15 protein-coding genes are annotated in these 13,565 nt (G+C 64.6%); 12 read left to right on the top strand and 3 right to left on the bottom strand.

All coding sequences use genetic code 11. The features are described 5' to 3' along the window. Position 1 precedes the first annotated feature (1 nt). From G566_RS0103800 to G566_RS0103745, 12 genes are all read left to right on the top strand, one after another. On the top strand, positions 2-823 hold the full coding sequence (locus G566_RS0103800; protein WP_022679348.1) for a crotonase/enoyl-CoA hydratase family protein: 822 nt from the start codon (positions 2-4) through the stop codon (positions 821-823). A 137-nt stretch (positions 824-960) separates the two neighbouring features. Further along, complete coding sequence (gene coxB, locus G566_RS0103795) at positions 961-1,935, top strand: cytochrome c oxidase subunit II (RefSeq protein ID WP_022679347.1); 975 nt, start codon at positions 961-963, stop codon at positions 1,933-1,935. Between the two features lie 23 nt (positions 1,936-1,958). Then, entirely contained in the window at positions 1,959-3,596 is a 1,638-nt protein-coding gene (ctaD, locus tag G566_RS0103790) for a cytochrome c oxidase subunit I (protein ID WP_022679346.1), read from the top strand. 48 nt (positions 3,597-3,644) lie between these two features. Continuing rightward, positions 3,645-4,571, top strand: coding sequence for a heme o synthase (locus G566_RS0103785; protein WP_022679345.1), 927 nt, complete (start codon positions 3,645-3,647; stop codon positions 4,569-4,571). Continuing rightward, on the top strand, positions 4,568-4,747 hold the full coding sequence (locus tag G566_RS0103780; protein WP_022679344.1) for a hypothetical protein: 180 nt from the start codon (positions 4,568-4,570) through the stop codon (positions 4,745-4,747). Before G566_RS0103785 ends, G566_RS0103780 begins: the two co-directional genes overlap by 4 nt. Continuing rightward, the gene (locus tag G566_RS0103775; protein WP_022679343.1) at positions 4,744-5,406 is read left to right on the top strand and encodes a cytochrome c oxidase assembly protein; all 663 of its coding nucleotides are present in this window, start codon (positions 4,744-4,746) and stop codon (positions 5,404-5,406) included. The genes G566_RS0103780 and G566_RS0103775 overlap by 4 nt, the downstream gene beginning before the upstream one ends. Positions 5,407-5,409: 3 nt before the next feature. Beyond that, positions 5,410-6,243 (top strand): cytochrome c oxidase subunit 3, encoded by an 834-nt coding sequence (locus tag G566_RS0103770; RefSeq protein WP_022679342.1) that lies wholly within the window; start codon positions 5,410-5,412, stop codon positions 6,241-6,243. A gap of 73 nt (positions 6,244-6,316) precedes the next feature. Continuing rightward, positions 6,317-6,604: a DUF983 domain-containing protein gene (locus G566_RS0103765; RefSeq protein WP_243442405.1), complete on the top strand. Its 288-nt coding sequence runs from the start codon at positions 6,317-6,319 to the stop codon at positions 6,602-6,604. Next, entirely contained in the window at positions 6,601-7,239 is a 639-nt protein-coding gene (locus G566_RS0103760) for an SURF1 family protein (protein WP_022679340.1), read from the top strand. Before G566_RS0103765 ends, G566_RS0103760 begins: the two co-directional genes overlap by 4 nt. Positions 7,240-7,251: 12 nt before the next feature. Then, the gene (gene thrC / locus G566_RS0103755; RefSeq protein WP_022679339.1) at positions 7,252-8,643 is read left to right on the top strand and encodes a threonine synthase; all 1,392 of its coding nucleotides are present in this window, start codon (positions 7,252-7,254) and stop codon (positions 8,641-8,643) included. Continuing rightward, complete coding sequence (locus G566_RS0103750; protein ID WP_022679338.1) at positions 8,640-9,872, top strand: M16 family metallopeptidase; 1,233 nt, start codon at positions 8,640-8,642, stop codon at positions 9,870-9,872. Before thrC ends, G566_RS0103750 begins: the two co-directional genes overlap by 4 nt. Continuing rightward, positions 9,869-10,744 carry a class I SAM-dependent methyltransferase gene (locus tag G566_RS0103745; RefSeq protein WP_022679337.1) on the top strand — a complete coding sequence of 292 codons (876 nt, stop codon included), beginning with the start codon at positions 9,869-9,871 and terminating at the stop codon, positions 10,742-10,744. Before G566_RS0103750 ends, G566_RS0103745 begins: the two co-directional genes overlap by 4 nt. A gap of 117 nt (positions 10,745-10,861) precedes the next feature. On the opposite strand, the gene G566_RS0103740 is transcribed toward G566_RS0103745, so the two are convergent. Genes G566_RS0103740 through G566_RS13425 form a run of 3 tightly spaced genes read right to left on the bottom strand, consistent with a single transcriptional unit; the run spans position 10,862 to position 13,501 of the window. Continuing rightward, positions 10,862-11,290, bottom strand: a complete 429-nt coding sequence (locus G566_RS0103740) for a DUF3429 domain-containing protein (protein ID WP_169522752.1) — start codon at positions 11,288-11,290, stop codon at positions 10,862-10,864. Positions 11,291-11,341: 51 nt separating this feature from the next. Further along, the gene (locus tag G566_RS0103735; protein ID WP_029131222.1) at positions 11,342-12,013 is read right to left on the bottom strand and encodes a class I SAM-dependent methyltransferase; all 672 of its coding nucleotides are present in this window, start codon (positions 12,011-12,013) and stop codon (positions 11,342-11,344) included. Between the two features lie 36 nt (positions 12,014-12,049). Beyond that, entirely contained in the window at positions 12,050-13,501 is a 1,452-nt protein-coding gene (locus G566_RS13425; protein ID WP_156874415.1) for a peptidoglycan DD-metalloendopeptidase family protein, read from the bottom strand. Positions 13,502-13,565 lie beyond the last annotated feature (64 nt).

The following is a 13,565-nucleotide window of genomic DNA, read 5'->3' as shown; positions in this document are numbered from 1 at the left end:
GATGGAACTGAAGACCCTCGATTACAGCGTGAGCGACGGCATCGCCCGCATCACCCTGTGCCGCCCCGCCGAACTCAACACCATGAACGGCGATTTCTGGCCCGAAATGGTGCAGGTGTTTCGTGCCATCGCCCATGACATGGATGTGCGCTGTGTCATCCTCGCCTCGACCGGCAAGCATTTCACTGCCGGCCTCGATCTCAAGTGGGCCGGGCAGAATGCAGCGGCGAGCACGGGCGGCGATCTTGGTCGCCAGCGTGAAGCCTTCCGTCGCCACGTGAAGGAGTTGCAGGAAAGTTTCAACGTCATCGATGATTGCCGGGTGCCGGTGATCGTGGTGACGCAGGGCGGCTGCATCGGCGGCGGCGTCGATCTGGTCACCGCCTGCGATATCCGCATCTGTTCATCGGAAGCCTATTTCACCATCCAGGAGATCAATGTCGGCATCGTTGCCGATGTCGGCACGCTGCAGCGCATCCCGCACCTGCTGCCGCAGGGGTTGATCCGCGAACTGGCCTATACTGGCCGCAAGTTCCCGGCCGCCGAGGCGCTGCGCTACGGCTTTGTGAATCGGGTGGAAGACACACATGCCGACGCGCTGGCTGCCGCAGAGGTGATGGCCCGCGAGATCTGCGCCAAATCCCCGCTGGCCATCACCGGCATCAAGCAGGTGCTGAACTATGGCCGCGAACATTCGATTGCCGATGGCCTTGAGTATGTGGCGGTCTGGAATGCCGGGATGCTGCAGGGTGAAGACATGAAGGAAGCCGTGAAGGCGCAAATGGCGCGGCTATCTGCCACCTATGCAAACCTGAAAGCCTGACAAATTGGCTGGCCCTGTGCGCTTTTGACCGGGGTTTCCGCTTGCCTGTTGCGCTGCAGCGCGGCATAGAAAATTCATCTCTTGGCGGCTCAGGCCGCTCGTTTCAGGCCAGGGGCAGTATGCGCCGCATTATATCGATGATCATTTCCGCCGAGGCGATGGGCGCTTCGGCTCGCAGTTTCGCACAGGAAGCCGTGGCGGCTGCGCCGGTGCCGCCGGTGGCCACCACCGATGTGCCCGCGGCCGTGCCGGCCCTGCAGGCCGCAACCCCGGGTATCGGCCAGCCCACGGGTGGCTGGGACCTGCAAACGCCGGTCACTGATATCGCCGTTGAAGCCCACAACATGGTCTACAACGTGCTCAACCCGCTGATGTTTGTCGTGGCCGTGTTCGTGCTGATCCTGCTGGCATGGACCATGTTCCGCTACCGCGCCGCGGCCAACCCGGTGCCGTCGAAGAACAGCCACAACACCGTGATCGAAGTGATCTGGACCGTGGTGCCGGCACTCATCCTGGTGGTCATCGCCTTCCCAAGCTTCCGCCTGCTGGCCAATCAATATGATCCGCCCAAGGCCGATATCACCATCAAGGCCATCGGCCACCAATGGTATTGGGAATATGAGTATCCCGATCAGGGCGGCTTCACTTTTGATTCGGTGATGCTCACCAACGAAGAGGCTGCCGCGCGCGGCACGCCCAAGCTGCTCGATGTCGATAACCGCGTGGTGGTGCCGGTCGGCGCCACGGTGAAGATCCTCACCACGGCGGCCGACGTGATCCACAGCTTCGCCATGCCGGCCTTTTATCTGAAGATGGATGCCGTGCCGGGCCGCATCAACGAAACCTGGTTCAAGACCGATCGTCCCGGCGTGTATTTTGGTCAGTGCAGCGAGCTGTGCGGCACCAAGCATGCCTATATGCCGATCGCCATCGAAGTGCTGCCGAAGGCGCAGTTCGATGCCTGGGTTGCCGCCAAGCAGAAGGAAAACGGCATTGAGCCCAAGGTGGCCGAAGCCGCCGCCCCTGCAGAAGCTGCTCCCACCGCCATTCCCGCTGCCGATGCAGCTGCCCCGGCCGCTGATGCGGCTGTGGCGGCTCCGGCTGCCCAGTAAGATTCGAGAAGAGGACCCGTATCATGGCTCACGCCGCAACCGCCGGTGCTCATGACCACGATCATGATCACAAGCCCGGCTTTATCCAGCGCTGGCTCTTTTCGACGAACCACAAGGATATCGGTACGCTCTACCTGATCTTCGCGATCATCGCCGGCACCATCGGCGGCGCGATCTCGGGCATCATGCGTCTTGAACTGGCTGAGCCGGGGATCCAGTGGCTCACCTTCATGACCCAGGGCAATGTCGATCAGGCCAACCATTTGTGGAACGTGTTCATCACCGCCCACGGCCTGATCATGGTGTTCTTCACCGTCATGCCCGCCATGATCGGCGGCTTCGGCAACTGGTTCGTGCCGATCATGATCGGCGCGCCCGACATGGCGTTCCCGCGCATGAACAACGTGTCGTTCTGGCTGCTGGTCCCGTCGTTCCTGCTGCTGTGCGGCTCGATGTTCGTCGAAGGCCCGGCAGGCGCCAATGGCGCCGGCACCGGCTGGACGGTGTATCCGCCGCTCTCCACTGCGGGCCACCCCGGCCCGGCTGTGGACATGGCGATTCTGTCGCTGCACATCGCTGGCGCTTCGTCGATCCTGGGCGCGATCAACTTCATCACCACCATCCTCAACATGCGCGCACCGGGCATGACCCTGCACAAGATGCCGCTGTTCGTGTGGTCGGTGCTGGTCACCGCCTTCCTGCTGCTGCTGTCGCTGCCGGTTCTGGCTGGTGCCATCACCATGCTGCTGACCGATCGCAACTTCGGCACCCACTTCTTCTCGGCTGATGGCGGTGGTGATCCGGTGCTCTATCAGCATCTGTTCTGGTTCTTCGGCCACCCCGAAGTCTACATCCTCATCCTGCCGGGCTTCGGCATCGTCAGCCAGGTTGTGTCCACCTTCAGCAAGAAGCCGGTCTTTGGCTATCTCGGCATGGCCTATGCCATGGTCGCCATCGGCTTCATCGGCTTTGTCGTGTGGGCGCACCACATGTTCACTGTCGGCCTCGACGTGAACACCAAGATGTATTTCACCGCCGCCACGATGATCATCGCGGTGCCTACCGGCATCAAGATCTTCAGCTGGATCGCGACGATGTGGGGCGGTTCGATCAGCTTCAAGACCCCGATGTTGTGGGCGATCGGTTTCATCTTCATGTTCACCGTGGGCGGCGTCACCGGCGTGCTGCTGTCCAACGCCGGCGTGGATACCTATTTCCACGACACCTACTATGTGGTGGCGCACTTCCACTATGTGCTGTCGTTGGGCGCCGTGTTCGCTATCTTCGCCGCCTGGTATTATTGGTTCGGCAAGATGTTCGGCAGGCAGTACAACGAGACGCTCGGCAAGCTGCACTTCTGGATCTTCTTCATCGGCGTGAACGTCCTGTTCTTCCCGATGCACTTCCTGGGCATGGATGGCATGCCGCGCCGCATCGCCGATTATCCGGACATGTACGCCTATTGGAACCAGATCGCCTCCTACGGCTATGCCATCATGGGCGTGGGCATGCTGTTCTTCTTCCTCAACCTGCTGGTGTCGTTCTTCTCCAGCCGCAAGGTGGAAGACAATTACTGGGGCGAAGGGGCCACCACGCTGGAATGGACCTTGTCCAGCCCGCCGCCGTTCCACCAGTTCGAAACCCTGCCGGTCATCAAGTAACCGGCGATCCGGGTGCAGGGCAACCTGCCCCCCGACAGGCCAGACGTCATGAACAACACCGCAACTGCCCAGCCCGCCACCGGGGTGCCAACACCTCTGCTGGCGGACTGGCGCGATTATTTCGCGCTGCTCAAGCCGCGGGTGATGACGCTGGTCATCTTCACCGCGGCCTGCGCTATGGTGGCAGCGCCGGGCAGTCTGCACCCGTTCCTGGCCTTCACTGGCATCTTGTGCATCGCGGTCGCCGCGGGGGCCGCCGGCGCGCTCAACCAATGGTATGAAGCCGATATTGATGCGCTGATGAAGCGCACCGCCAAGCGGCCGCTGCCAGCCGGTAAGCTGCAGAAGCCCGAAGCCTTGGCCTTTGGCGTTATCCTCGGCACCGGTTCGGTGGCCATCATGGGCTTGGCGCTCAATTGGGTGGCTGCGGCCTGGCTTGCCGTTTCGATCCTGTTCTATGTGGTCGTCTACACTGCCTGGCTCAAGCGTCGCACGCCGCAGAACATCGTCATCGGCGGCGCCGCCGGCGCCTTCCCGGTGATCTGCGGTTGGGCTGCCGTCGCCGGCGAGACACCGATGCTGGCGTGGATCCTCTTTGCCATTATCTTCCTGTGGACGCCGCCGCACTTCTGGGCGTTGGCGCTGTTCATGGAGGCTGATTACGCCAAGGCCGGTGTGCCGATGCTGCCGGTCACCCACGGGTTCAAGGAAACCCGTCGCCAGATCCTCGCCTATTCGGCGCTGCTGGTGCCGGTCACCATCGCACCGCCGCTGCTTGGCCTCACAGATTGGGCCTATGGCGGCACGGCGATCACGCTGGGCGTGATTTTCATGGTGATGGCATGGAACGTCTATCGCAGCAGCGCCACGCTGGCGGCGGACATGGTGGCGGAGAAGAAGCTGTTCAAGTTCAGCCTTCTGTATCTGGCCTGCTTGTTCGGCGCCCTGGTTGCCGATGTGCTGCTGCTGCCATGAACATCGATCCTGCCACCTGGACCGCTGACGAGCGCGCCGCCTTCATGGCGCGCCGCGCCTCCCGCAACCGGGCCATCGGTATCTTGCTGTTCGCCATGGTGGCGCTGTTCTTCGGCATCACCGTGGTGCGGATGAGCGGGCAGGTGTCGGCGCCCACAACGACGGCTGCATCATGAGCACCGCTGCTGCCAACCGCCGTGTGGGCCTGATGGCCGGCCTGATGGCTGTCAGCATGATCGGCCTCGCTTATGCGTCGGTGCCGCTTTATCGCCTGTTCTGCCAGGTCACCGGTTTTGGTGGCACCACGCAGGTCGCCGCCTTTGCGCCGACGGCCGACCAGATGCAGGCCGTTGCTGGCCGCACCATAAAGGTGCGATTCGATTCGAATCTGGCGCCGGGTCTCGCGTGGCGGTTCAAACCCAAGGCCAACGAGGTCAGCATTCCGATCGGGGAAAAGCGCCTGGCCTTCTACACCGCCAGCAACACCGGCAGCACGGCCATCACCGGCCGCGCCGTCTACAACGTCTCCCCCGACGTGGCCGGCCGCTATTTCATCAAGATCGACTGCTTCTGCTTTACCGAGCAGACGCTGAAGGCTGGCGAGACTGTGGACATGCCGGTTTCCTATTATATCGATCCCGCCATCATGGATGATCCAGTGGCGAAGAAGATCGACGAAATCACGCTGAGCTACACCTTCTACCCGGTGGACAAACCGGCAACTGCGGTTGCCGCTCTGGACAAGCCCCCCGCCGCGGATGCGGCGCTGGACAAGCAACCTCGGGTCAGGCTAAGCGCTGCGACAAATCGTAACAGTTTGAAGGACAGGGGCTGAGCCATGGCCGGAGCCAAGACCCACAGCTATCATATTCTCAATCCGTCATCGCGCCCGCTGATGATGTCGATGGCGGTGCTGATCCTCGCCGCTGGCGCGATCGGCTGGATGCATAAGACCGGTTGGGGCATGCCGGCCTTCTTTGCCGGCCTCGCGGCTGTCGCTGCCATGTTCTTCCTGTGGTGGAAGGATGTCGTCCACGAAGCCAACACCGGCGATCACACGCCGGTTGTGCAGCTGCATCACCGCTACGGCATGATCCTGTTCATCGCCTCGGAAGTGATGTTCTTCGTCGCCTGGTTCTGGGCCTATTTCAACGCGGCGCTCTATCCGTCGATGCACGAAGGCATCGAAGGCGTGTGGCCGCCCAAGGGCATCGAACTGCTCGATCCGTTCGTGTTCCCGCTCTTGAACACGCTGATCCTGCTGCTGTCGGGCACCAGCGTTACCTGGGCGCACCACGCGCTGATCCATGATGACCGCAAGGGCCTGAAGCAGGGCCTGTGGGTGACGATCGCGCTCGGCCTGATCTTCACCTGCGTGCAGGCCTATGAATATTATCACGCCGAATATGGCATGGCCGACAGCATCTATGGCGCCGCCTTCTACATGGCGACCGGCTTCCACGGCTTCCACGTCATCGTGGGCACCATCTTCCTGATGGTGTGCCTGGCCCGCACCTACAAGGGTGATTTCACCTCGCGTCAGCACTTCGGTTTCGAAGCGGCAGCGTGGTATTGGCACTTCGTGGACGTGGTGTGGCTGTTCCTGTTCATCGCCATCTATGTGTGGGGTTCGAACTTCGGCGCGGCTGTGGCCCCCCACGCGTTTGGCTGAGACACCCACAATCGGGCCCACGCCCGTTCAGGTTGCACTGAGGGGCTGCTGTCCACGCTGTGGCAGCGGCCCCTTGTATATTGGCCTGCTCAAGATGGCGCCGCGCTGTTCGGCCTGCGGGCTGGATTATGGCCGCTTCAACGTTGGTGACGGTGCCGCGCCGTTCCTGATCTTCATCGTCGCCACCATCGTCATCATCGCCAGCCAGGTGACCGAAGCCAAGCTGGCGCCGCCGTGGTGGGTGCATGTGATGCTGTGGGGGCCGATCACGCTCGGCCTGTCGCTGGGGCTGATGCGGCTGGCCAAGGGCCTGTTGGTCGCACTTGAGTTCCGCAACAATGCCGGCGAAGGACAGGCGTGAGCCGCCGAATCCCGATTATCCCGACCATCATCACTGCCGCCGGCATCCTGATCCTCTGCGGATTGGGCAAATGGCAGCTGGATCGGCGGGCGTTGAAGCATGATCTGATCGAACGCCTGGCTGCCGCGCCGAAACTGCCGCTGGTTTCGCCGGAAGAATTCCGCGCCGCGATAATGGGCGATGTGTCTATCCAGTATCGCCGCGCCAGCATCGATTGCCGCGCCGGCGACAAGAAACCCTATGATCTTCGCCCCGGAAGCTCTGCCGGTGGCACATCCGGCTTCTATGTCGTGGTCTCCTGCCGGCCCAACAGCCACCCGCCCGATATCGTGGCGGTGGCGGGCTGGACGAAGCGCGTGGACGCGAAAGACATCGTGATCACCCTTGATCACCAACTGACCGGCACGGTGATCGAGCGCCCCTATGGCAAAGCCCCGGACCGGCCACGCTTCATGCTGATTCCGGATGAGGCGATCCCGCCGCTCGGCCGGCCGCTGCAGCCGCGCGCTGCCGATCTGCCCGACAATCACCTGGCCTATGCCGGGCAATGGTTTGGCCTCGCCATCGCGCTGGCCGCTATCTACGGCCTCTATCTACGGCGGCGCCCGGTTGCGCCGGCGGCCAAGCCCGAATAACGGGAACCCGTCATGCGCTATGTCTCCACACGGGGTGTCGCCCCGATCCTTGATTTCGAAGCCGCCACACTGGCCGGCCTGGCCAGCGATGGCGGGCTGTATGTGCCCGAATCCTGGCCGCGCTTCAGCGAAGCCGAGATCGCGGCCATGGCAGGCCTGCCTTATGTTGAAGTCGCGGTTCGCGTGTGCCAGCGCTTCACGGCAGGCTGCCTCGACGAGACGGCGTTGCGCCAGATCTTCACCGCCGCTTATGGCCGCTTCGCCCACGCCGCCGTGGCGCCGCTAAAGCAGCTCGATCACCGGCATTTCCTGCTTGAACTCTTCCACGGGCCAACACTGGCATTCAAGGACGTCGCCCTGCAGGCGCTCGGCCTGGTGTTTGAACGCTTCCTCGCCCAATCGGGCCAGCACATCACCGTGATTGGTGCGACCTCCGGCGACACTGGCTCGGCCGCCATCGATGCGCTCGCCGGCCGCTCGGGCGTTGAAGTCTATATGCTGCACCCCGATGGCCGGGTGAGCGAGGTCCAGCGCCGGCAGATGACGACGGTGCTGGATTCCAACATCCACAATCTCGCCATCGACGGCAATTTCGACGACGCGCAAGCCATCGTGAAGGCGATGTTCAACGATGCGGCTTTCGCGGCCCGCTTCCCGCTGGCCGCGGTGAACAGCATCAACTGGGCGCGGCTGCTGTTCCAGGTCGTCTATTATTTCACATCCGCTCTCTCGCTGGGTGCGCCGCACCGCGCCGTGTCCTACGCCGTGCCCACCGGTAATTTCGGTGATGTGTTCGCGGGCTATGTCGCGGCGCAAATGGGCCTGCCCATCGAACGACTGGTGGTCGCCACCAACCGCAACGATATTCTCCACCGCGCGCTGACCAGCGGTGATTACAGCGCCGGCACGGTTGCCCCCACCGATGCGCCGTCGATGGACATCCAGGTCTCCTCCAATTTCGAGCGGCTGCTGTTCGACTTGTCGGGCCGCGATGGTGCAGCCTTGGCCGCCGCAATGGCCGAGTTCGAGGCGACAAAGAAACTCGCCCTGCCGGAAAGCTGGCGCGCCAAGGCCGCCGGCCTGTTCAGCTCCGCCCGTGTGGACGCTGACGAGATGACCGACACAATGCGCTGGGCGCTGGCAAGCACTGGCGAACTGCTCGATCCGCACACGGCCATCGGCCTCGCCGCCGCCCGCCGTGACACGGGCAATGCCCCAATGGTCACGCTCGCCACCGCCCACCCTGCCAAGTTCCCGGCGGCGGTGCAGGCGGCAACCGACATCCATCCCGATCTGCCGGCCCGCCTGGCCGATCTGATGACGCGGACCGAACGCTATGACGTCGCTCCCGCCCAATTGCAGGCGATCGAAGCCTACATCGCGGAACGTGCACGCGCCAAATGACCGAACCGCAGATCAGCATCCTCGAAAACGGCTTGCGCGTCGCCAGCTGGGCGCTGCCCGGCCTCGAAACGGCGGCGGTCGCGGTGACTGCCGAAACCGGCTCGCGCTTCGAGCGGCCGGAACTGAACGGTCTCGCCCACCTGTTTGAGCACATGGTGTTCAAGGGCACAAAGCGCCGCTCGGCCCGCGCCATTGCGGAGGAGATGGAGGATGTGGGTGGCCAGCTCAACGCCTGGACCAGCCGCGACACCACGATGTTTCACGCCCGCCTGCTGGCGCGCGATCTGCCGCTGGGCGTCGATCTGATCGCCGATCTCGTTTCCGGCGCGCGCTTTGATGCAGACGATATCGTCCGCGAAAAGGAAGTCGTGCTGCAGGAGCTCGGCGAAGCGCGCGACACGCCGGATGACATCGTGTTCGATCATCTGCAGGAAGCCGCCTTCCCGGAACAGGCGCTGGGCCGCTCCATCCTGGGTGATGAAGCCAGCCTGGCGCGAATCACCCGCGATGATCTGCTGGGCTGGCAGGCCGATCATTATGCACCGCAGCGGCTTACCCTCGTGGCTGCCGGCAAGGTCGATCATGCCGAACTGTGCCGGCTCGCGCAGGCCGCGTTCCCGGCAGCGGCCGGCAGCAATCCGTCACCGGTCGGCGACGACGTGCGCTTCCACCCTGGCCGCCACCACGATGCCCGCCGCATCGAGCAGGCGCAGCTGACAGCGGGCTGGGCCGCCCCTGGCCATCATGATCCGGCGCAGGATGCCGCGCTGCTGTTCACGCTGGCGGCCGGCGGTGGCATGTCGTCCCGCCTGTTCCAGCAGGTCCGCGAAGAACGCGGACTGGCCTACACCGTTTCGGCTTCGTTGCAGCCTTATGTCGATGCCGGCCTGATGAGCGTCCACGCCGCCACCGATCCCAAGCAGGCGGCCGCCGCGCGCGATCTGATCATGATGGTGCTGCATGAAACAGCGGCGGGCCTTGAGCAGGCGGAACTCAATCGCGCCCGGGCGCAGGCTGTCGCCGGGCTGTTGATGGCGCTGGAAGGTCCGCAAGGCGCGTCCGATTATCTGGGCCGCAGCCTGATCGTGCACGGCCGGTTCCTGCCGCCCGCCGAACTGGTGGCCCGCATCGACGCCGTGACCGTGGATGCTGCCCGTGCCGCCGGTGCCGCCATGCTGGCCAACGCCCCGGCCCGCGCCGAGATCGGGCGGCACAAGGCGGCTGCATGACCGCGCTTGCCACCCTTGTCACCGAACCCTGGGCCGATTTCGGGCTGGTGGATTCGGGCCACGGCCGCAAGCTTGAACGTTATGGCCGCTTTCGCTTCATCCGCCCGGAACCGCAGGCGATGTGGGCCCCGGCCAGCACCGAATGGAAGACCGATGGCGAGTTCATCGGCGGCAGCGATGAAGACGGCGGCGGCCGCTGGCAGCTTTCGACCAATGTGCCCGAACGTTGGGCCATGAAGCGCCCATCGCCGGGGGGAGAGGTCAGTTTCTGGGCCAACAACACGCCCTTCCGTCACCTCGGTTTCTTCCCCGATATGGGCGGCCAGTTCGATTGGCTGGCCAGCCGCATCCAGCCGGGCGACCGGGTGATGAACATGTTCGGCTATACCGGTGTCGGCAGCCTGATTGCGGCCCGCGCCGGCGCGCAGGTGACCCACGTTGATGCCAGCAAGAAGAGTGTGGCGGCCGCTCGCGAGAATGCCGCGCTGTCGGGCCTGGGCGATGCGCCGGTGCGCTGGATCATCGATGATGCGCTGAAATTCCTGCGCCGCGAGGTTCGGCGCGGGGCAAAATATCACGGCCTGATCTTTGATCCCCCCAAATATGGCCGCGGCCCCGATGGCGAAGTTTGGCAGCTGGAACGCGATCTGCCGGAACTGGTCGATCTTGCCCGGCAACTGCTGGCGGATGATGCGCGCTTCTTCGTGCTCACCGTCTATGCCATTCGCATGTCCGCCCTCGCGCTCCACCCGCTGGTGGACCAGGCGATGGGCGAGCGCGGCGGCAGCATCGAAGTGGGCGACATGGCGATCCGGGAAGAAACCCGCGGGCTGCTCCTGCCCACCGCCATCTTCGCGCGCTGGAGCGCCTGAGTCCGTCCTACAGCGCCGTGGCCGGTTACGCTCGGCGTTCGGCGCCCTTTGAAAATTCGGTATGGTGGCGGTCGAAAACGCACGAAAAGCGGAGAAACTGTCAAAAAACGGGCCGATTCAGCCTTGCAAGGCGGCCTGCCAGCCCAGCGCCGCCACCGCGCCGGCAGTGAGCAGCAGCCGCAGCCGTCCATACCAGCCTGGCAGGGTGCGGGATGTCCAGTCCCATAGGAAATGCACCAGCAGCGCGGCGGCCAGCGCCAACAACTGTGCCACGCGATATTTGGGCGGGGCGAGCAGCACGAGCCAGCCGATGATGCTGGGCAGCATGGTCAGCCCGATCAGGCCGGGGGCTGGCTGGGAATTCTGCACTGCTGCGCCCCAACGCGCGCCGCCCAGGAAGGACAGGATGATGGCGGCCCACCACAACAGTGCTTCGGTGAACTGCCAGCGGAAATCGGGGAAGGCGAGGGTGGCCAGCGGCGGCGCCAGGAACGGGATCAGCCCGGCAAGTCCATAGAACAGCACGATCGGCGGGGTTTTCGACATGCGCTTGCCTGTCATGCCTCACGCTGGCCGCAAATGCGGCAAGTCGCCTCCTCAGCCGCGGCAGGCCTTCACAGTTTCGGGGCGCGGCCGCACGCCGGGGCGAAACATTGCGACATAACCCTGCTTTATGTCGGTCATGCTGATCAGTTCATAGCCCACCGCCTTCACCTCGCAGGCGAGCAGCGCCTTTGGCATGCCATGCTCTTCGGACGGGCGGTCGAGATCGACGACCACGATGCGGCCGCCCGGCTTCAGGCTGCGGCGCAGGCGATCGAGCAGCAGATAGGGCTGCTCGATCTCGTGATACATGTGGATCATTAGCGCCACATCCACACTGGCGGCGGGCAGGCGGGCATTGGCCTGGCTGCCTTGCACGAAGCGCACATTGGTGAAGTTGGCGGCGCGGGTGCGCTGGCGCACCCGTTCGAGCACGCCCGGCGACAGATCCTGGGCAAAGACCCGGCCCTGCGGCCCCACCACTGGTGCCACGCGCATCACATAATAGCCGCCGCCAGTGCCGATATCGGCCACCGCCATGCCGGGCTTTATGCTGGCGATGCGGATCACGTCGGCGGCTTCCCCCGCCTTGTCCCGCGCAGCTTCCTCACCCCAGGCTGAAGATACAACCCTGGCCACGGGTCGCTGCGGGCGCGGCAAGGGGCCGGCGGCTGGCAGAAGCGGCAGCACGGCGATCAGGGCGCAGATGCGGGTGACGGGGCTCACATTGCACCCTTGGCAGGCCAGCATGGCCAAAAAATGTCAGTCGGCAGTGACGGCCTTCGGTGCAGCACCGGTGCTGTCCAGCGCGCGCCAGCGGTTCATCTGGCGCTGGAAGTCATTCAAGTCGCGGCCACCCAGTTCGGCGCCGCCGATGAAGCGCAGGCTCACCGGGTTCACCGCCTTGCCGCGCAGCCAAACCTCGTAATGCAGATGCGGCCCAGTCGAAAGCCCGGTGGAGCCCAACGCGCCGATGCGCTGGCCCTGGCCGATGCGCTGGCCCGGCCGCACATCGATGCGGCTCATGTGGGCATAGGCCGTGGCGAGATCCTTGTTGTGGCGGATCATCACATATTTGCCGTGGCCGCCGTGCCAGCCGGCAAAGCTGACCGTGCCGCCGCCGGCCGCCATGATGGTCTGGCCATGGCCGGCGTTGAAATCGACGCCCTTGTGCATCCGGGAAAAGCCCATCACCGGGTGCAGCCGCATGCCGAAGCTGCTCGTCATGCGGGCGCCATCAACGGGCGTCTTCATAAGGCCCTTCTTCACGCCTTCGCCGCTGGCTTGGTAATATTCGCCTTTCCACAGGCCGATTTCCACCGGATCGCGGCCCTTGCGGGCCAGCGCACCAAACAGCAATTTGCCGTGGCGGATCTCGCCGGTTTCGGCGCGGTCCTGTTCGATGATGATATCGAACCGGTCGGCCTTGCCCAGGCCACGCTGGAAATCGACGACGTGGCGCATTTGCTTGATGAACTCGGCGGCCTGCCCGGCGGGAATGCCGGCACTGCGCAGGGCGCGGTTGAGGCTGCCGCTCACCGGTGCGCTTACCCGCAGCGGGGTGGAATCAACCCTGATAGGAATGCGCTTCAGGATAAGGCCGCCGTCGCTGCGGCTGATTTCCACCCTGAGGTCGAACGCGGCCCGCAGGGCCAGGCTTTCGAGCGGGCGCGGCACCGATTTGGTTTCGCGCCGGCCCAGCACCAGTTCGGCCCGGGCGCTGCCGCCGGGGTTCAGCCCGGCCAGTAGGCGGGTCACTTCGGCCACCTCGGCTGCGTCAACGCCGGCATTTCGCAGCGCGCCCGCCAGCCCGCGCCGGCCGATGGTGACGCTGCGTTCAACGCGCGGCCGTTCCGGCGCTTCCGCAAGCGGGCGCAGCTGGCGCGGATCAACCCGCGGGCTGGCCCCTGAAACACCACCAAACACCAGCGGCGCGACACTGTAGGCCCGCGATTCGTCGCGTTGGGCGGGCGTCAGCGGGGTTGGTGCAGCCTCGTACAGGGGGGGCACCACACTGCCGGCCAGCATGGCACCGCCCACCAGCGCCGTGCAGGCCGCCAGTTTCATCCACCAGCGGCGGCTGCCGATGGCGGAACCAAGGTCCAGATCAATGTCGCCTTGCGCGGCGGCGCGGCGCAGGCGCTGCCAATCATCGGCAAGGCGCAAACGCTCTGCATCTGCGGCGCGGGCGAGCGCCCGTCCAGCGCGGGCCAAGCGCTCGCCGGGCGCAGACAGCGAGCCCGGCAGCGCAATGCTGCCTCCGGCTGCCGGCTGAAAT

The organism is Sandarakinorhabdus limnophila DSM 17366 (genome assembly GCF_000420765.1).
Classification (GTDB): domain Bacteria; phylum Pseudomonadota; class Alphaproteobacteria; order Sphingomonadales; family Sphingomonadaceae; genus Sandarakinorhabdus; species Sandarakinorhabdus limnophila.
This window is presented reverse-complemented; position numbering and strand designations above follow the sequence as displayed.

What these genes read in the sequence shown, in the direction of transcription:
- G566_RS0103785 (WP_022679345.1), top strand. Translation starts at nt 3,645, where the DNA reads ATGAACAACACCGCAACTGCCCAGCCCGCCACCGGGGTGCCAACACCT.
- G566_RS0103750 (WP_022679338.1), top strand. Translation starts at nt 8,640, where the DNA reads ATGACCGAACCGCAGATCAGCATCCTCGAAAACGGCTTGCGCGTCGCC.
- G566_RS0103745 (WP_022679337.1), top strand. Translation starts at nt 9,869, where the DNA reads ATGACCGCGCTTGCCACCCTTGTCACCGAACCCTGGGCCGATTTCGGG.
- G566_RS0103800 (WP_022679348.1), top strand. Translation starts at nt 2, where the DNA reads ATGGAACTGAAGACCCTCGATTACAGCGTGAGCGACGGCATCGCCCGC.
- G566_RS0103740 (WP_169522752.1), bottom strand. Translation starts at nt 11,290, where the DNA reads ATGTCGAAAACCCCGCCGATCGTGCTGTTCTATGGACTTGCCGGGCTG.
- coxB (WP_022679347.1), top strand. Translation starts at nt 961, where the DNA reads ATGATCATTTCCGCCGAGGCGATGGGCGCTTCGGCTCGCAGTTTCGCA.
- ctaD (WP_022679346.1), top strand. Translation starts at nt 1,959, where the DNA reads ATGGCTCACGCCGCAACCGCCGGTGCTCATGACCACGATCATGATCAC.
- thrC (WP_022679339.1), top strand. Translation starts at nt 7,252, where the DNA reads ATGCGCTATGTCTCCACACGGGGTGTCGCCCCGATCCTTGATTTCGAA.
- G566_RS0103780 (WP_022679344.1), top strand. Translation starts at nt 4,568, where the DNA reads ATGAACATCGATCCTGCCACCTGGACCGCTGACGAGCGCGCCGCCTTC.
- G566_RS0103770 (WP_022679342.1), top strand. Translation starts at nt 5,410, where the DNA reads ATGGCCGGAGCCAAGACCCACAGCTATCATATTCTCAATCCGTCATCG.
- G566_RS0103775 (WP_022679343.1), top strand. Translation starts at nt 4,744, where the DNA reads ATGAGCACCGCTGCTGCCAACCGCCGTGTGGGCCTGATGGCCGGCCTG.